17 protein-coding genes are annotated in these 16,976 nt (G+C 71.0%); 10 read left to right on the forward strand and 7 right to left on the reverse strand.

All coding sequences use genetic code 11. The features are described from left to right. Positions 1–70: 70 nt before the first annotated feature. A complete protein-coding gene (locus EUA94_RS20390) occupies positions 71–1,207 on the forward strand; it encodes a glycosyltransferase (protein WP_129428690.1) in 1,137 nt (378 codons plus the stop codon). After that, positions 1,197–2,609, forward strand: coding sequence for a sugar transferase (locus EUA94_RS20395; RefSeq protein WP_129428691.1), 1,413 nt, complete (start codon positions 1,197–1,199; stop codon positions 2,607–2,609). The genes EUA94_RS20390 and EUA94_RS20395 overlap by 11 nt, the downstream gene beginning before the upstream one ends. A 27-nt stretch (positions 2,610–2,636) precedes the next feature. Here the strand turns inward: EUA94_RS20395 and EUA94_RS20400 are convergent, their stop codons facing one another. After that, a complete protein-coding gene (locus EUA94_RS20400) occupies positions 2,637–4,133 on the reverse strand; it encodes a tyrosine-protein kinase domain-containing protein (RefSeq protein ID WP_129428692.1) in 1,497 nt (498 codons plus the stop codon). 75 nt (positions 4,134–4,208) lie between these two features. Here EUA94_RS20400 and EUA94_RS20405 point away from each other — a divergent pair, with 75 nt between their 5' ends. Both EUA94_RS20405 and EUA94_RS20410 read left to right on the forward strand, forming a co-directional pair. Continuing rightward, entirely contained in the window at positions 4,209–5,072 is an 864-nt protein-coding gene (locus tag EUA94_RS20405) for a nucleotidyltransferase family protein (protein WP_129428693.1), read from the forward strand. Further along, positions 5,069–5,353, forward strand: a complete 285-nt coding sequence (locus EUA94_RS20410) for a PqqD family protein (RefSeq protein WP_129428694.1) — start codon at positions 5,069–5,071, stop codon at positions 5,351–5,353. Before EUA94_RS20405 ends, EUA94_RS20410 begins: the two co-directional genes overlap by 4 nt. Here EUA94_RS20410 and EUA94_RS20415 read toward each other — a convergent pair. Beyond that, a complete protein-coding gene (locus EUA94_RS20415; RefSeq protein ID WP_129428695.1) occupies positions 5,310–5,726 on the reverse strand; it encodes a VanZ family protein in 417 nt (138 codons plus the stop codon). The two genes, EUA94_RS20410 and EUA94_RS20415, sit on opposite strands and share 44 nt — an antisense overlap. A 32-nt stretch (positions 5,727–5,758) precedes the next feature. Between EUA94_RS20415 and EUA94_RS20420 the strand changes: the two genes are divergently transcribed. The 3 genes from EUA94_RS20420 (at position 5,759) to EUA94_RS20430 (ending at position 9,231) form a co-directional block, all read left to right on the forward strand. Continuing rightward, the gene (locus EUA94_RS20420; protein WP_129428696.1) at positions 5,759–6,820 is read left to right on the forward strand and encodes a P-loop NTPase family protein; all 1,062 of its coding nucleotides are present in this window, start codon (positions 5,759–5,761) and stop codon (positions 6,818–6,820) included. 95 nt (positions 6,821–6,915) lie between these two features. Then, the gene (locus EUA94_RS20425) at positions 6,916–8,076 is read left to right on the forward strand and encodes an acyl-CoA dehydrogenase family protein (protein WP_129428697.1); all 1,161 of its coding nucleotides are present in this window, start codon (positions 6,916–6,918) and stop codon (positions 8,074–8,076) included. 180 nt (positions 8,077–8,256) lie between these two features. Continuing rightward, on the forward strand, positions 8,257–9,231 hold the full coding sequence (locus EUA94_RS20430; protein ID WP_129428698.1) for a hypothetical protein: 975 nt from the start codon (positions 8,257–8,259) through the stop codon (positions 9,229–9,231). A gap of 91 nt (positions 9,232–9,322) precedes the next feature. Here EUA94_RS20430 and npdG read toward each other — a convergent pair whose 3' ends face one another. Continuing rightward, positions 9,323–9,988, reverse strand: coding sequence for an NADPH-dependent F420 reductase (npdG, locus tag EUA94_RS20435; protein WP_129428699.1), 666 nt, complete (start codon positions 9,986–9,988; stop codon positions 9,323–9,325). Between the two features lie 66 nt (positions 9,989–10,054). Here npdG and EUA94_RS20440 point away from each other — a divergent pair, with 66 nt between their 5' ends. Next, positions 10,055–10,582, forward strand: coding sequence for a type 1 glutamine amidotransferase domain-containing protein (locus EUA94_RS20440; RefSeq protein WP_129428700.1), 528 nt, complete (start codon positions 10,055–10,057; stop codon positions 10,580–10,582). Positions 10,583–10,662: 80 nt separating this feature from the next. Next, the gene (locus tag EUA94_RS20445; protein ID WP_207210677.1) at positions 10,663–12,576 is read left to right on the forward strand and encodes a coagulation factor 5/8 type domain-containing protein; all 1,914 of its coding nucleotides are present in this window, start codon (positions 10,663–10,665) and stop codon (positions 12,574–12,576) included. Between the two features lie 6 nt (positions 12,577–12,582). On the opposite strand, the gene EUA94_RS20450 is transcribed toward EUA94_RS20445, so the two are convergent. After that, on the reverse strand, positions 12,583–13,257 hold the full coding sequence (locus EUA94_RS20450) for a dihydrofolate reductase family protein (protein ID WP_242495075.1): 675 nt from the start codon (positions 13,255–13,257) through the stop codon (positions 12,583–12,585). A gap of 31 nt (positions 13,258–13,288) precedes the next feature. Here EUA94_RS20450 and EUA94_RS20455 point away from each other — a divergent pair, with 31 nt between their 5' ends. Beyond that, entirely contained in the window at positions 13,289–14,191 is a 903-nt protein-coding gene (locus tag EUA94_RS20455; protein ID WP_129428702.1) for a dihydropteroate synthase, read from the forward strand. A 57-nt stretch (positions 14,192–14,248) separates the two neighbouring features. Here the strand turns inward: EUA94_RS20455 and EUA94_RS20460 are convergent, their stop codons facing one another. From EUA94_RS20460 to galE, 3 genes are all read right to left on the reverse strand, one after another. Then, positions 14,249–14,704, reverse strand: a complete 456-nt coding sequence (locus EUA94_RS20460; RefSeq protein ID WP_129428703.1) for an endonuclease domain-containing protein — start codon at positions 14,702–14,704, stop codon at positions 14,249–14,251. 545 nt (positions 14,705–15,249) lie between these two features. Next, the gene (locus tag EUA94_RS20465) at positions 15,250–15,960 is read right to left on the reverse strand and encodes an N-acetylmuramoyl-L-alanine amidase family protein (protein WP_129428704.1); all 711 of its coding nucleotides are present in this window, start codon (positions 15,958–15,960) and stop codon (positions 15,250–15,252) included. Beyond that, positions 15,960–16,973, reverse strand: coding sequence for a UDP-glucose 4-epimerase GalE (gene galE, locus EUA94_RS20470; RefSeq protein ID WP_129428705.1), 1,014 nt, complete (start codon positions 16,971–16,973; stop codon positions 15,960–15,962). The genes EUA94_RS20465 and galE overlap by 1 nt, the downstream gene beginning before the upstream one ends. Positions 16,974–16,976 lie beyond the last annotated feature (3 nt).

Below are 16,976 nucleotides of genomic sequence, written 5' to 3' on the forward strand. Positions count from 1 at the left end.
GGGCAGTGACCCAACGGCACCTCGGGTGCATCAGCGATCAGGTGACCGCCGACAGGAAGATGGTGCACCAGTGAGCAACGGTCCCACCGTGGCGATCGCCCACGACTACCTCACCCAGCGTGGTGGCGCCGAGCGCGTCGTGCTGAGCCTGATGAAGGCCTTCCCCGGCGCACCGGTCCACACCACCCTGTACGACCCCGAGGGCACCTACCCCGAGTTCGCCGACGCCGACATCCGGACGTCGCCCCTCAACCGGATCGGCGTGCTGCGTCGCGACCACCGGCTCGCGCTCCCCCTGCTGGCGCCTGCGTCGTCGCGGATGCACATCGACGCCGACGTGGTGGTCGCGTCGAGCAGCGGCTGGGCGCACGGCTTCCGCACTACTGGGCGCACCGTCGTGTACTGCCACAACCCGGCGCGCTGGCTCTACCAGACCGACGAGTACCTCGGTGGTCCTGCCTGGCGCTCCCCGCTCGGACCGCCCGTCCTGGCGCTCCGCCCGCTGCTCCGCCGCTGGGACCGCCGCGCTGCGGACGGCGTCGACGTCTACCTCGCCAACAGCCGGGTCGTGCAGCAGCGCATCGAGGCGACGTACGGCCGCGACGCCGAGCTGCTGCCTCCCCCGCACGGGATGGACGCCTCGGCGCCGCGCGAGCCGGTCCCCGAGCTGGCCGACTGGGACACCGGCTACGCGCTGGTGGTGTCCCGGCTGCTCCCCTACAAGAACGTCGACGCGGTCATCGAGGCCGTGCGCGGCACGGGCCGCCGCCTGGTCGTCGTCGGCCACGGCCCGGAGGAGGCGCGGCTCCGCGCCACGCTGCCCGACCACGTGCGCCTGCTCGGCGGCCTGGGCGACGCACAGCTGCGCTCGACGTACGCCGGTGCGGGCGTGCTGGTCGCCGCGAGCCACGAGGACTTCGGCCTGGCCCCCCTCGAGGCCGCGGCGTTCGGGGTGCCGACCATCGCGCTGCGGGGCGGCGGGTTCCTGGAGACGGTCGTCGAGGGCCGGACCGGCCTGTTCTTCGACCGGGCCGACGCGCCGTCCATCGCAGCCGCACTCGCGCTTTCCGAGCGCCACGACTGGCACTCTGACACCATGCGGACCAGGGCCGAGCAGTTCGGGGAGTCCCGGTTCATCGACAGGATCCGGTCCGTCGCGCTCGGCGACGGGCAGTCCGAGAGGGGGATGGACCGGTATGCGCCCTGAGGGCATCAAGCTCCTCCCGTGGCTCGTCGGCGCGGTCGACCTCGTGATGATCGCGATCGCGACCGTCCTCGCGATCCGGTTCCGGGTGTCGCTGTCGATCTTCGACACCGCCGGCGACGTCCTGGAGAACTCCTCCCTCGCCAGTGGCTTCTTCGTGGGCACCTGGCTGGTGATGCTGGTCTTCTTCGGCACCTACGAGCTGCACGTCTTCGGCGCGGGCACCGAGGAGTTCAAGCTCGTCGTCAACGCGTCCTTCTTCACCGCGGCGCTCGTCGCGACGATGGCGTTCCTGATGCAGTACCCCCTCTCGCGCGGCTTCTTCGTGCTGCTCTTCCCGATCGGCGTACTACTGCTTGTTCTCGGCCGACTGCTGACGAGACGCCTCATCCAGCGCGCTCGCATCGCCGGCCACTTCAACGAGAAGGTGCTGCTGGTGGGCACCCCCGGCTACATCGGCGAGATCTACACCGTCCTGGATCGCGAGAAGTGGCTCGGCTACCAGGTGATGGGGTGCCTCGTGCCCAGCGACTACGCCGGGTTGGAGGTGACGTCGAGCGGCATCCCGGTGCTGGGCCACAGCGAGGAGGTGCGAGCCGTCGTCGACGAGCTCAACCCCGACATCGTGTTCTTCACCGCGGGCGCGGTGAGCTCGTCGACGGCCCTGCGGCGGCTCGCCTGGGACCTCGAGGACCACGCGCACGTGCAGATCATCGTCGCCCCCAACGTCACCGACGTCTCGAGCGAGCGCATCAGCATCCGGCCCGTTGCCGGACTGCCTCTCATGCACCTCGGCCGATCGCGCTCCCAGCTGGCGAGCAACGACGCCAAGCGCGCGTTCGACCTCGTGGGATCCGTCGCCATCCTCGTCGTGCTGTGGCCGCTGCTGCTCGGACTGATGCTCTGGATCAAGCGCCACGACGGTGGTCCCGCACTCTTCCGCCAGGTCCGGGTCGGACGGGAGGGCGCCGAGTTCACCTGCCTCAAGCTGCGTTCGATGTCGATCGACGCGGAGCAGCGACTGACCCAGGTCGAGGCACGCGACCACGTGCTCTTCAAGAGCCATGACGACCCCCGCGTGACCAGGCCGGGCCGGTTCATCCGGAGGTTCTCGCTCGACGAGCTGCCCCAGCTCGTCAACGTCCTGCGTGGCGAGATGAGTCTCGTCGGCCCGCGCCCGCCCCTGCCGTCGGAGGTCGAGCAGTACGAGGACGACATGCTGCGCCGGCTCAACGTGCTGCCGGGCATGACCGGGCTCTGGCAGGTCTCGGGGCGCTCCGACCTGTCGTGGGAGGACACGGTCCGGCTCGACCTCTACTACGTCGACAACTGGTCGATGGTGCAGGACCTGCTGATCCTGGCGCGCACCGTCAGCGCCGTGATGGGCAGCCGCGGCGCGTACTGACCAAGCCGACGGCCGACCGCCCTGAGGTCAGCGCTTGGAGGTCCTGCCGGCCTTGACCGGTCGCGCGGGCTTGTCGGGCGTCACAGGTGTGTCGGCCTTGTCGACCTTCGCCTCACGGCGACGACGTCCCTTGCCGGCGGTGGAGTACGCCTCGCGCGACTTGTACTCGGACTTGTAGCCGCCGCCGTACCCGCCGTACCCGCCGTACCCGCCGCCGTAGACGATCGCGTTTGCGCCCTTGATCGGTGCCTTGTTGAGCACGACTCCGAGCAGGCGGCTGCCGACCTGGTCGAGGATCCGGCGGCAGTGCTGGCTCTGCTCGATCTGCGTCTTGCCCGACGCCTGCACGAGAAGTGCTCCGTCGCAGAACGCGGACAGCAGTCCGGCGTCGGTCACCGGCAGCAGCGGCGGGGCGTCGAGGATGACGAGGTAGTCCAGGGCCAGGTCGTCGATCATCTGCTTCATCCGCAGCGACCCGAGCAGCTCGCTCGGGTTGGGCGGGATCCGTCCTGCCGGCAGCAGGCTGAGGTTGGTCATCCCGGAGTCGATGATGACGTCCTTGACTTCGACGTCGCCGGCCAGTGCCTGCGTCAGCCCGACGGCGCCGTCGATCTCGAACGTCGTGGCGATCATCGGGCGTCGCAGGTCGGCGTCGATCAGCAGCACCGGGGTCCCGGCCTGGGCGACCAACCGAGCGATGTTGGCGGAGACGGTGGACTTGCCCTCACCCGGGAGGGCCGACGTGACGACGATCTTCCGGGGTTCGTTGTCGACATCGACGAAGCGGAGGTTGGTGCGCAGCTGTCGGAACGCTTCGGCGGCCTTGCCCAGATCGCCCCGGACTCCGCGGTGGCTGCGTCCGAGGGCCTCCTCCTTGGGGATGATGCCCAGGACCGAGGCGCCAGTCGCCTCCTCGACGTGCTTCGCCGAGCGGACCCGGCGGTCGATGAGGCGGCGGGCGATCAGGAAGGCGTACGCGATCCCCAGGCCGCCGATGGCGCCCTTCATGGCCGCTCTCTCATAGTTGGGGGTGAACGGCGCGCCGGGGAGCTGCGCCTCCTCGAGCGGGATGATGCGCGTGAGGGTGCCTCCGTCGATATCCCGGGCCACCACGACGACGGCGTCGACGACCGCGTTGGCAAGGTCGCGCGCCTCCTCCGGCGTCGTGCCGACGGCCGAGACCGTCAGGGAGTTCACGGCAGCGTCGACCGATGCTGAAAACCGGCCGGCGATGGCCTCGGGGGGCACGTCGAGGCCGAGATCGTCCACCACCTCGGCCGCAACCGGCGTCTTGGTGACGAGGAACGCGTAGAGGTTGGCCTTGTCCTCGGCGAGCTGGGAGTTGCTCTGCTCCTCCCCTGCCGTCGAGGCCGCGCCCACCCGGACCAGGCCGGACGACGTCGCGGAGTAGAGCACCGGCTCGCGGGTCGTCTTGGCGATCATCAGGAGCGCGCCGAGGATCGTGCAACCGATCAGCACCCACACATAGGCGCGGCTCAGTCGTACGAAGTCCGCAAACGTCATGCCCGTGAGTCTAGGGCGTCCATCGCAACCAGCCGGCAGAACCGCGAACCCCGGTGCGGCTGGCACGATGGTGGCATGACCGAGCAGGTGGACGCCGCGGTGGGCCAGATGCCCATCGGCGCTCGCGTCCACCTCGCCCACGCCGTGGTCCAGAAGCTGGCCGACGACCGGGCCATCGACCTGCTGCACCTCAAGGGGCCTGCGGTCCTTCCGGGCCTTCGGGACGCGGGCCGCCAGTCCAGTGACGTCGACGTCCTCGTGCGGCCCTCGCACCTCCACCGCCTTGTCACCGCCCTGGAGTCGGTCGGCTGGGAGCGGCGTACGGACTTCGCGACAGGGTCAGTCTTCGCCCACGCCGCCAACTGGTGGCACGACGGGTGGGGCTGGGTCGACGTCCACGTGAGCTGGCCCGGCGTCACCATCGACGCGGAGCAGGCGTTCGACGTCCTGGCCCGCGACGCCGTACGCCACTCGATCGCCCACCGCGACTGCCCGGTGCCGGGGCGCACCGCCCAGCGGCTCATCCTGGTCCTGCACGCCGCGCGGTCGGGCAGCTTCGCGGACGTCGACGACGCGTGGACGCACGCCGACCCCAGCGAGCAGGACGACGTACGTCGGCTGACGGCCGAGCTGGGTGCCGAGGTGGCACTGGCCGCCGGGATCGGCGAGCTCGAGCTGCACCGCGGTGCGCCGACGTACGCACTCTGGAAGCACTTCCTCACGGGCGGCAGCCGGCTCGACGAGTGGCGGGCCCGGCTCGCGGCGGCCCCGGACGCCCGCGCCAAGGCAGCCCTGCTCACCTCCGCGCTCTGGGTCAATCGCGATCACCTCCGGATGGAGCTGGGTCGCCCGCCGACGCGGCAGGAGGTCCGTGCACGACAGGCCAGGCGGGTGCGGCAGGTGTTCGGCGAGATCGCCCGTCGGGACGGTCGGGCATGACGCGCTACCGGATCGCCGACGACGTGGCGTGGGTGAGTCTCGAGGGCCTCGACTCCGGACGCATCCCGTCGGCCTACGTCGCCCGGCTCCCCCTGGGGCCTCCGACCACGCTCGCCGGCTCGGCCTGCGTGGTGTGGCTGGCGATCGCCGACGGCGGCTCCCACGACGAGATCACGCAGGCCGCCGCGCAGATGTGGGACACCGACCCGGAACAGATCCGTGGTGATGTTCTGACCCTCATCGCGGAGCTGGTCGACGTCGGGCTCGTGTCGCCAGACTGACCAGCGCGACGCCCACCAGCGCCCCGACCGTGTTGGCCACGATGTCGGTCCACCCGCCCTCGCGCTGCAGCCACCGCGCCTGCGAGACCTCCACGAACGCAGAGCAGGCAAGGCAGACGAGCAGCGTCAGCACCGGCCGTCGGGTCAGGGCGGCGAGCACCGCACCGAGCGGCACGAACAGCAGGACGTTGAGCGCGATCCCGTAGTGCTCGGGCCCGATCCCGTCAGGGGTGAGCCGCCAGTCGTAGCGGAACAAGGTGTAGATCCTGACGGTGAGGCGGTTGAGCTCCCAGCCCCACGGGCCGACGACGAGCACCGCGAGCCCGATGACGTACGACAACGCGGCAGCGACCATCCACCGACGATCACGCAACCACCCCACGTTGCCACCCTAGAGTGACCGACGTGAGCACCGAGCCATCGTCACCGGAGGTCGTGGTGGAAGCGCTCGGTGTCCCCGTCGGGATCCCGGTCACCGGGGACGACGCCCTGCGCCTGCGCCGCCAGTGGAGCCGCGCCCTCAGTGATCGCACGGCGGACACGGTCATCGACGTCGACCACCTCCCGGTCGACGACGACATGGCCCGCGACTACGCGATCACCTCCCTAGTGACGATGGCCGCCCTCGACTCCACCGCCGGACAGCGGGTCAACCTGCACGCCGGCGCAGTGGCCGACCCGGAGGGACGCGTGCTCGCCGTCATCGGACCGTCCGGGTCGGGCAAGACCACGGCGATCGGCCTGCTGGCGACCCGGCTCGGCTACGTCTCCGACGAGACGCTCTCGATCGACGGCAAGCTGCTCGTGCACGGCCACCCGAAGCCTCTGTCGGTCATGGCTGCTCCGGACACCCCGGGCGTCAAGCACTCCCTCTCCCCCGACGAGCTCGGCCTCCTCCACCCGCCCACGACGTCGCACCTCCACCGGATCGTGCTGCTGCACCGCGGTCACGACGACTCGGGACTCGTGCCCGTGTCGCCGGCGTACGCCATCGCCGAGGTGGTCGCGCAGACCTCGTCGCTGGTGCGGCTCGAACACCCGATCCTGCGGCTGGCGGAGACCATCGACGCCTGCGGCGGGGTGTGGAGCCTGAAGTACCGCGAGATCGCCGACCGGATCGACGAGCTGGTCGGCCTGCTCGACAGTGAGCCGCAGCCCGCGCCCGCCCGGCTCCACCACCCCGGCGGTTCGTCGGCTGCCGCGTCGGTGCCCGGCGGGTGGCGGCGTACGCCCTGGCTCGACGCGGTCGAGTACGACGACGAGGTCGTGCTGATGATCGACGACCGCATCCACGTGCTCGCCGGGCTCGGCGTCGTCGCCTGGCTCGCGCTGGCCTCGCCCCGCACGTTGGACGAGCTGGTCGCGGAGACGACGTCCCTCCTCGGCGAGCACCCGGACGCCCACCAGCTGGTCACCGACGCCCTCGGCGTCCTGGCCGAGCAGGGACTGGTGCAGCCACCGGACTGAGACGTCCACCCCGGCGGTAACGTCCTCGCCATGAGCACCCCGCGACGTTCTTCTCCTCCGCTGAGCTCCCCCGAACAACGCCTCGGGGACCCCGCATGACCGCGCGCCGCCACCTGACCACCGAGGAGTCCCGCGACCTGCTAGCGCTGACCCGCGAGCTCGCCACCAAGGAGCTCGCTCCCCGCTCGGCGGAGGCGGAGGCGACCGAGACCTTCCCGCGCGACGTGTTCGCGATGCTCGGCCAGGCCGGCCTGCTGTCGCTGCCCTATCCCGAGGAGATGGGTGGCGGCGAGCAGCCCTACGAGGTCTACCTGCAGGTGCTCGAGGAGATCGGCGCCGTGTGGGCCTCGGTCGGCGTCGGCGTCTCGGTGCATGCCCTGTCCTGCTTCGGCCTGGCCTACTTCGGCACCGACGAGCAGCGCGCCGAGTGGCTGCCCGACATGCTCAGCGGCGACCTGCTCGGCGCCTACTGCCTCTCCGAGGCGCACGCCGGCTCCGACCCCGCCGCGATGCGTACGTCGGCGCGCCGCGACGGTGACTCCTACGTCATCAACGGCGCCAAGGCCTGGACCACGCACGGCGGTCACGCCGACTTCTACAAGGTGATGGCGCGGACCTCCGACGACCGCAACGGCATCTCCTGCTTCCTCGTACCGGCCTCCGCCGAGGGCCTCTCGGCTGACCCGCCGGAGCGCAAGATGGGCCTCACCGGCTCGGCCACGGCGACCATGCGCTTCGACAACGTCCGCATCGACGCCTCCCGCCGGCTCGGCGCCGAGGGCGAGGGCCTCAAGATCGCGCTCGCCGGCCTCGACTCCGGCCGCCTCGGCATCGCCGCCGTCGCGACCGGCCTCGCCCAGGGCGCGCTCGACTCCGCGGTCGCGTACGCCCGCGAGCGGGAGACGTTCGGCACCAGGATCATCGACCACCAGGGCCTGGCCTTCGTGCTCGCCGACATGGAGGCCGCGGTCATCTCCGCGCGAGCGACCATGCTCCACGCGGCCCGCCTCAGCGACGCCGGGCTGCCGTTCTCCCGCGAGGCCTCGGTGGCCAAGCTGGTCGCCACCGACAACGCCATGAAGGTCACCACCGACGCCGTCCAGGTCCTCGGCGGCTACGGCTACACCCGCGACTTCCCCGTCGAGCGCTACATGCGCGAGGCGAAGGTCATGCAGATCTTCGAGGGGACCAACCAGATCCAACGGATGGTCATCTCCCGCTCCCTCGCGAAGGACAACGCGGGCGGGATCGCCTGAGGGCACGTCTCCCCTGTCGCGATCCCCGGGTACCCGGGGAAACTGGAGCCTCCACCCCGAAACTTCGCGGGCAAGGCTCCAGTTTGGATATGGAAGGTCCTTGGCGCGGGCCTCAACCCCGTTGTCCACAGGTCACCGATCGCGTGATTCGCGGCGTGCGCCCGCGGGCAGTCACATGTCATGTGGAAGAACGAACCCCTCGACCTGACCGGTGTCGTCGTGCTGCGACGCGAGCTGTTGGCCGCCGGCTACACCGATCGCCAGATCCGTACACGGGTCAAGACCGGCGAACTCCATCACATCCGGCACGGCAGCTACTGCGACGCGACGCTCTGGCACTCCCTCAGCGCGGAGGACCAGCACCGCGTACGCGCTCGTGCCGTCCTGGCTCGATCGCATCCCAGCACGGTGCTCACCCACGTGTCGTCCGCGATCGAGCAAGGCGCTCCCGTCTGGGGTCACGACCTCACCAAGGTGCACACCACCCGTACGGACGGACGGGCGGGCCGCAAGGAGGCTGACCGCGTGCAGCATGCGGGCACGATGCCGGCGTACCACGTCAAGGAGGTCAACGGCGTTCCCGTCTCCCTCGCGACCCGATGCGCGGTCGAGATGACCACGATCTCCACCGTCGAGTCGGCGCTCATCACCGTCGACGGCCTGCTGCACGCGGGACTGACGACCACGAACGGTGTCCGACAGTTCGCGCATCGCACGCGCTGGTGGCCCAACAGCCTCCGCACGACCGTCGTCCTGAGGCTTGCGGATCGGCGGCGCGAATCGGCGGGCGAGTCGCGTACGGCCTACTTCTTCTACATGCAGGGACTGCTGAAGCCCGAGCCGCAGGTCGTGATCGTGGATGAGTACGGCGTCGAGTTCGCGCGGGTCGACTTCGCCTGGGTCGAGCTCGGCGTCTTCCTCGAGTTCGACGGGCGGATCAAGTACGAGCGTTTCCGACGCGAGGGCGAGACGCTCGAGGCATTCCTCCTGCGCGAGAAGGCGCGTGAAGAACGCATCTGCCAACTGACGGGGTGGGTGTGCATTCGCATCACCTGGGCCCAACTGGACGCGCCTCGGCTGCTCGCCGGGCGGATCAGGAAGATCCTCGCGTCACGGACGATCACGCCCGCGTCATCGCACCGGGACCCGGCCTAACCCTCCAAACTGGAGCCTCCGCCCCGAAACTTCGCGGGGGAGGCTCCAGTTTCCCCGGGTACCCGGGGAAACTGACAGCACCCAACAACCCTCAGACGTCGGTGACGCGCACCCCGGCGTGCGCCTTGTAGCGCCGGTTGATGGAGATCAGGTTGGCGGTGAGCGCCTCGACCTGGTGGGCGTTGCGCAGCCGGCCGCCGTACATGCCGCGCATGCCGGGGACCACGTCGGCGAGGGCCTGCACCAGGTCGGTGGCCTCGCGGTCGTCACCGAGGACGAGGACGTCGGTGTCGACGGACTCGACTTCGGGGTCCTCGAGCAGGACGGCGCTGACGTTGTGGAAGGCACCCACCACGCGCGACCCGGTCAGGATCGCGGCGGCCTGCTGGGTCGCCGAGCCCTCCTCGACCGGCAGGGCGTACGCCCCCTGCTTGTCGAACCCGAGCGGGTTGACGCAGTCGACGACGATCTTGCCGTCGAGCTCCGCGGTCAGTGAGGCGAGCAGCTCGGCGTGGCCGTCCCACGGCACGACGACGAGCACGACGTCGCCCGCGGCAGCTGCCTCGGCGTTGGTCGTGCCCCGCACGCGCCCGACGTCGGCGAGCCCGGCCGCCGCCTCGGCGGCCCGCGACGCGTCCCGCGACCCAAGCACGACGTCGAGACCGGCCACGGCGAACCTGCGCGCCAGGCCACGACCCTGGGGGCCGGTGCCGCCCAGCACCGCGATGGTCAATGAGGTGAGATCGACGTCGCTCATGCCGCGACGCTAGCGCCCACCCCTCCGTGTGTTGTCCTGCCCCCATTACCGAGCGACGGTGGAACCATGTCCAAGCGCATCGCATTCCTGACCGCATCCGAGGGCGTCGAGGAGGTCGAGCTGACCCAGCCGTGGCAGGCGGCCGTCGACGCCGGCCACGTCGCCGAGCTCGTGTCGCTCGACGAGGGCGAGGTGCAGCTGTTCCACCACCTCGACAAGTCCTCGACCCAGCGGGTCGACCGCCGCGTCAGCGACGTCGCCATCGGCGACTACGACGCGCTCGTCCTCCCGGGCGGCGTCGCGAACCCCGACGCCCTGCGGGCCGACGAGACCGCCGTCGCCTTCGTGCGCGACTTCGTCGACTCCGGCAAGCCCGTCGCCGCCATCTGCCACGCCGCATGGACCCTCGTCGAGGCCGACCGCGTGCAGGGCAAGCGCGTCGCCAGCTGGCCGAGCCTGCAGACCGACATCCGCAACGCCGGCGGCGAGTGGGTCGACGAGGAGGTCGTCGTCGACGGCAACCTCATCACCAGCCGCAACCCCGATGACATCCCGGCGTTCAACAAGGCCCTGCTCGACGCGCTGGCCGGCTGAGCACGCCGGACTGGGTGTGGCGTACGTCACGTCTGACTGCCAGAGTGGGAGCGCTCCCAGCACCCCTCGGAAAGGTCGCCATGTCCCGTCCACGCCTCAGCCGCCGTACGCCGCTGCGCGCCACGCTCGCGGCCCTCGTCCTCCTTGCCGCCGGTCTCGCATCCGCCACCGGTCTGGCCACCCCGGCGGTGACTGCGGGCGCCGCTCCCCCGGTGGTCGCAGGACCCGACCTCGGCCAGCGGGTCGTCGTGTTCGATCCGTCGATGTCGGTGGCCAGCATCCGCCAGCGCGCTGACCAGATCTGGCAGCAACAGGTCGACGCGGAGATGTCCTCGGAGCGGTGGAGCCTCCTCTTCCTGCCCGGCACCTACGGCACCGCTGCTGAGCCGCTCCAGATCAAGGTCGGCTACTACACCGAGGTCGCCGGACTGGGCGCGAGCCCTTCCGACACGGTGATCAATGGCAAGGTCGAGGTCTACAACCGCTGCCTCAGCGACGGACCCACCCAGCCCTACTGCGTCGCGCTGAACAACTTCTGGCGTTCACTGTCCAACCTCACGATCGACGTCAACGGCACGGGCCAGGACGGCTGCCGCGCGTCCGCCAACTTCTGGGCGACCTCACAGGCCTCGTCGCTGCGCCGCGTCGACATCCGCGGCGGCAACCTCTCCCTGATGGACTACTGCACCGCGGGCCCGCAGTTCGCGAGTGGCGGCTACCTCGCCGACTCCCGCGCGGGCACGGTCATCAATGGTTCGCAGCAGCAGTGGCTGACCCGCAACAGCGAGGTCGTGGAGTGGTCCAACGGCGTGTGGAACCAGGTCTTCGCAGGAACGATCGGCGCACCGTCGGAGGCCAGCTTCCCCACCAACCCCTACACCACGCTCGACCGCACCCCGCTGAGCCGCGAGAAGCCGTTCCTCCACGTGGGCGACGACGGCCGCTGGCAGGTGCGGGTGCCCGACGCCCGCACCGAGTCGCGCGGCACGTCCTGGGCCGGCGGCACGACCGCCGGCCGCGACCTGCCGCTCTCGTCCTTCCACGTCGCCAGCCCCGGCCAGCCCGCGCAGGTGCTGCGCCAGGCGCTCGACCGCGGCCAGAACCTCCTCCTCACCCCCGGCGTGTACGACGTCGACCGCAGCCTCGTCGTACGCCGCGACCACACGGTCGTACTGGGCCTGGGGCAGGCCACGCTGACTGCCGTCGGCGGCGCCACCCCCGTCGTCGTACGCCCCGGGGCGACCGACGTGGTCATCGCCGGCGTGACGGTCGACGCGGGCACCGGCCTCTCGCAGAACCTGATGCACCTCCAGGGCCAGCCGGGCCGCTCCGGTGACCGCCGGACGCCTGCGGCGGTGCCGACCACGACGCTGAACGATGTCTACTTCCGCGTCGGCGGCCCGCACATCGGCAAGGCCGACGTGAGCCTCCGCATCGACGCCGACGACGTCCTGATCGACCACGCCTGGGTGTGGCGCGCCGACCACGGCATCGAGGGCTTCACCGCCGGCGCCGTCGGCGACACCGACCGCTGGAACACCAACATCGGTCGCGTCGGCCTGATCGTCACCGGCGACCGCGTGCACGCCACCGGCCTGTTCGTCGAGCACTACCAGCAGCACAACACCATCTGGACCGGCGAGGACGGCCACGTCGTGCTCTACCAGAACGAGCTGCCCTACGACCCGCCCTCCCAGGCCGACTGGACCCGACCGGACGGCACCCTGGGGTGGACGGGCTACAAGGTCGGCGACGACGTGCTGCGGCACCAGCTCTTCGGCGGCGGCGTCTACGTCTTCAACCGCAATGACCCGTCGATCACCACCGCGAGCGGCTTCGAGGTGCCGGTGCGTGCCGGCGTCCGACTGCACCACGTGCTGACCGTCAACCTCGACGCCGGCAGCATCGAGCACGTGGTCAACGACACCGGGGACCGGGTCGACAGCACCAGGTCTGGCCAGCCGAGCTACGTGGTGGACTACCCGGCTCCCTGAGGCCGGTCACTCCACCAGCCACCGGCCCAGCAGCGTCCCGTCCTGCTCGAGCAGCAGGACGGGGCGCAGCGCCACGTCCACGTCGGCACCCGTGGCCATGCGTACGGCGTCGCCGCCGGTGAGCACGGGCACGACGGTCCAGCACAGCTCGTCGACGACGCCCGCGGCCAGCATGTCGGCGAAGAGCGACGGACCGCCCTCGCAGAGCTGCTCGGTCCAGCCGCGCGCGGCCAGCTCGGCCTTGAGCCCGGCGAGGTCGATCTCGTCGTCACCGAGGACGAGCACATTGTCCTCGCCCAGCGCCTCCCGCGCCGCGGCGAGCCCGTCGGACGAGCCGACGGTCGCCATCAGGATGCGCCCGCGCGGGGCATCGCGCAGCGTCGGCGGCAGGTCGGCCGACCTGCTCACGACCACCAGCGGCACGCGCGGAACGTCGTACTCCTCCGCCCGGAGGGTGCCGGCGCCCACCACCAGGCAGTCCGCCCGGGTGCGCAGGGCATCGAAGACCCGCTTGTCGGCGTCGTTGTTGATCGTCCCGCTCAGTCCGTCGGAGCCCTGCGCGGCGCCGTCGACGGTGCTCACGAAGTTCACCCGGAGCCACGGCTCGCCGCGCGGCGCGTACGCCTCCGCGAGCTCGTCGTCGGAGAGGTCGGCCAGTCGTCGCAGCTCGAGGTCGCTCACGCCCTTCATCCTGCCGCCTACGCTGGCGAACGTGATCACCCTTGCGGACCTCGCCGCCCTGCAGAACGCCCACGGTGAGGCGTGGGCGTCGCCCGTCGCCCCCGTCGTGCTGCCCGGGCCGCGCGGCTCGGTCGTCATCGGCGACGGACCGGTGACCCTGATGGGTTGCGTGAACCTGTCGCGCGACTCCACCTACCGCGAGAGCGTGGCGACAAGCCCCGCCGACGCCGTACGCATCGGGCGGGTGCAGGCGGCCCAGGGCGCCGCGATCATCGACCTCGGCGCGGAGTCGAGCACCGCCCGCGCCGCGCGGGTCTCCGCCGACGACCAGATCGCCGCCCTCGTGCCGGCCGTGAAGGGACTCGCCGAGGAGGCCGTCGTCTCGGTCGAGACGTACGAGCCGGCCGTGGTCCGCGCCTGCCTCGACGCCGGAGCCCGCATCCTGAACATGACGGGCCGCGAGCACGAGGACGAGATGCTCGCCCTCGCCGCGGAGTACGACGCCGCTGTCGTCCTGTGCTTCGGCGAGACGGCCAACGTGCGGGAGATCGCCGACGTCCCACCCGGCGCCGACCCGATCCCGGTCCTGCTCGACCACTTCGCCCCGCGCCTCACCCACGCCCGCTCGCTCGGCGTCGACAAGATCGTGATCGACCCCGGGATGGGGTTCTACTACGGCAACCTGGTCGACCCCCTCACCCGCGCGCGCCACCAGGCGCGCGTGCTGGCGCAGGGCTTCCGGCTCCGGCCGCTCGGCGTCCCGGTGTGCAACGCGGTGCCTCACACGTACGACCTCTTCGGCGACGAGTTCCGCAAGGCCGAGGGCTTCTACGGCGTCTTCGCCGCCCTCGGCGGCACCCACCTCGTCCGCACCCACGAGGTAGCCCACCTCCGCGTCGTGCTCCGCGGGCTCGACGAGCTCACCGTGCGCTGAGCGTCGTACGAACGTAGGCAGTTCGGCTCTGACGCTCCAGGGCTCACGCTCAGTCGGTCACCAGGTGCGCCGAACTGCCTGCTGGAGTCTGATCCTCACCACGTCCTCGAGGGCTCCGCGGCAGTAGTCGGGGTCGAACATGACATCGGCCCACGTGAAGCGGACGACCACCAGGCCTCGCCGGGCGCAGGCGGTGTAGCGCCGCACGTCCCGCTGCAGCGACGCCACATCGCTGTGGAACTCGAACGACTCGCACTCGATGACGATGCCGAGCACGAGGTCGGCGAGATCGACCCGGCCGACCCCTCGGATGCGGACCTGCGGGCGCACCGACAGTCCGGGTACGCCGAGTGCGATCGCGCGGGTGCACGACTCGAACGGGTTGGCGGCTCGCCCGTCGGCCGCCCGCGCCACGGCGAGCGCCTTGGCGCGCCCGGTGCGCGGACTGGCCTCGGCGGCGGCGAGCAGCTGACCGGGCGTCACGGCGTTCTCGCGGAGCGCCGAGTCGGCCACGCACAGCGCCCTCGTCGAAGTCGTACGCCCGCGCGCACCCGATGACGGTCTCGACCGGACGGGTGACTCCCCGGTAGACCTGCATCAGGCTGAGGTCCTGCCAGAACACCTGCAGCGACTCGTCGTCGGGCAGCGACCGGTTGCGCGGCAGGGTGATCGTCGGTCGCTGCGGCGGATGCTTCACCTTCCACCCGTGGTGCACCGCCGCACTCAGGTGCGACATGGCACCCGCCACGGCCTGCGCCCGAGCACGTGCGTCCTCGAGGTCCCCGAGCGCGTAGGTGCCGCGCCGGAGCCGGCTGATGCTGCCCGCCGCGAGCTCGGCGTCGACGTCCTCGCGGGACACCAGGCACTCGATCTCGTTCCAGCGCGCCACACCGCCGAGGATGCGGATGGCTTCGCGCGGCTGCATCCGAGCACTCTCGTCGGAGGAGCCGAGCGCCGCATCCCGTTCTCCACAGGCCAGCAACGTAGGCAGTTCGACCGGCGCCAAGGCCGTACGCCGCCTGCATCGGCTGCGCCGCGCGGCCAACTGCCTACGTTGGTCAGCCCAAGAAGGTGCGCACCCCGGAGACCAGCCCGCGGGCGTAGCGCGCCCGGCCGGCCGGGGAGGTCATCACGCGGGCCTCGCTCGCGCTGCGCATGTTGCCGAGCTCGACCATCACGGTGGGGATGTCGGAGAGGTTGAGGGTGGCGAGGTCGGAACGGACGTCGAGTCCGTCGCCACCCGCGATGTAGTTGGCGACGACGAAGCGCCGGTCCAGCAGGCCGGCCTTGACCGACGCCGCGAGCTGGGCCGAGGGCGCGAAGATGTCGTCGGTCCACGGCGCCCGGTCGGCCGGGGCGATCACGTGGAAGCCGCGCGCTCCCGCGGCGTACGACCCGTCGGCGTGGATCGACAGCTTGAGGTCGGCGCCCGGACTGCCGGGTGAGGGGTTGCCCGCGCGACCGCGGACGTCGACGCAAGGACCCCAGCGGTCCTGGCGGTTGCTGTGGCGAGTGAGCGTCACCGTCGCGCCCAGCGCACGCAGCCTGCGCTCCACGAGCCGCGAGACCTGCCAGGCGAAGGTCGCCTCGGCGTACCCGCCGTCGGTCGCGGCGCCGGTGGTGTTGCAGGGCTTGGTGAAGCCGCCGGCGGGCACCGGCGCGTCGATCTGCGCCGGGAAGTTGTGGTTGCCCAGCTGGTGGCCAGGGTCGATCACGATGGTCGTGCCGGTGAGTGGCAGCACGGCGGCCAGGACCAGCGACGCGAGCATCAGCCCGAGAAGCCCTGAGGGTTCTGCGACTGCCAGCGCCAGGCGTCGGCGCACATGTCGTCGACGGTCTTCTGCGTGCTCCACCCGAGCTCGGCGTTGGCCTTGGACGGGTCGGCGTACGACTCGGCGACGTCGCCGGGGCGCCGGGCCACCACCTCGTACGGCAGCTCCCGGCCCACGGCCCGCTCGAAGGCGTGCAGCAGCTCGAGCACGCTGGTGCCGCGTCCGGAGCCGAGGTTCCAGACGTTGACCGGCTCGGTGGTCGTGGTGAGCGCCTCCAGCGCCGCGACGTGGCCGGCGGCGAGGTCCTCGACGTGGATGTAGTCGCGGACGCCGGTGCCGTCGACGGTGTCGTAGTCGTCGCCGAAGATGCGGAGCTTGTCGCGCTTGCCGACCGCGACCTGCGCGATGTAGGGCATCAGGTTGTTGGGGGTGCCGGACGGGTCCTCGCCGATCGTGCCCGACTCGTGGGCCCCCACGGGGTTGAAGTAGCGCAGCAGCGCGAAACGCGACTCCGGCGACGCGGCCGCGATGTCGCGCAGGATCTGCTCCTGCATGACCTTGGTCCAGCCGTAGGGGTTGGTCGCGAAGGTGCGCCGGTCCTCGGTCGCGCCCGCCTGGTCGGTGCCGTAGACCGTCGCGCTGGAGGAGAAGACGAGCTTGTCGACGTCGTGCTTCTGCATCGCGCGGACGAGCGAGAACGTCGAGCCGAGGTTGTTCTCGTAGTAGTCGAGCGGCTTCTCGACGCTTTCGCCGACCGCCTTGTAGCCGGCGAAGTGGATCACCGCGTCGAAGCCCTCGGACGCGAAGAGGTGCTCGGTCTTGTCGTAGTCGCAGAGGTCGAACGAGTGCGCCGCGAGGGCGGTGCCGGTCAGCGACTCCATCCGCCCGAGCACCGTCGGGTTCGCGTTGCTGAAGTTGTCGACGATGACCACGTCGTGGCCTGCTGCGACGAGCTGGATGACGGTGTGCGAGCCGATGTAGCCGGCGCCGCCGCTGACGAGGATCTTCATGCG

Source organism: Nocardioides zhouii (genome assembly GCF_004137345.1).
GTDB classification, from domain to species: Bacteria; Actinomycetota; Actinomycetes; order Propionibacteriales; family Nocardioidaceae; genus Nocardioides; species Nocardioides zhouii.

Excerpts from the sequence above, each read along its gene's own strand:
- EUA94_RS20395 (WP_129428691.1), top strand. The coding sequence starts at position 1,197 with ATGCGCCCTGAGGGCATCAAGCTCCTCCCGTGGCTCGTCGGCGCGGTC.
- EUA94_RS20400 (WP_129428692.1), bottom strand. The coding sequence starts at position 4,133 with ATGACGTTTGCGGACTTCGTACGACTGAGCCGCGCCTATGTGTGGGTG.
- EUA94_RS20405 (WP_129428693.1), top strand. The coding sequence starts at position 4,209 with ATGACCGAGCAGGTGGACGCCGCGGTGGGCCAGATGCCCATCGGCGCT.
- EUA94_RS20410 (WP_129428694.1), top strand. The coding sequence starts at position 5,069 with ATGACGCGCTACCGGATCGCCGACGACGTGGCGTGGGTGAGTCTCGAG.
- EUA94_RS20425 (WP_129428697.1), top strand. The coding sequence starts at position 6,916 with ATGACCGCGCGCCGCCACCTGACCACCGAGGAGTCCCGCGACCTGCTA.
- EUA94_RS20430 (WP_129428698.1), top strand. The coding sequence starts at position 8,257 with ATGTGGAAGAACGAACCCCTCGACCTGACCGGTGTCGTCGTGCTGCGA.
- npdG (WP_129428699.1), bottom strand. The coding sequence starts at position 9,988 with ATGAGCGACGTCGATCTCACCTCATTGACCATCGCGGTGCTGGGCGGC.
- EUA94_RS20440 (WP_129428700.1), top strand. The coding sequence starts at position 10,055 with ATGTCCAAGCGCATCGCATTCCTGACCGCATCCGAGGGCGTCGAGGAG.
- EUA94_RS20445 (WP_207210677.1), top strand. The coding sequence starts at position 10,663 with ATGTCCCGTCCACGCCTCAGCCGCCGTACGCCGCTGCGCGCCACGCTC.
- EUA94_RS20465 (WP_129428704.1), bottom strand. The coding sequence starts at position 15,960 with ATGCTCGCGTCGCTGGTCCTGGCCGCCGTGCTGCCACTCACCGGCACG.
- galE (WP_129428705.1), bottom strand. The coding sequence starts at position 16,973 with ATGAAGATCCTCGTCAGCGGCGGCGCCGGCTACATCGGCTCGCACACC.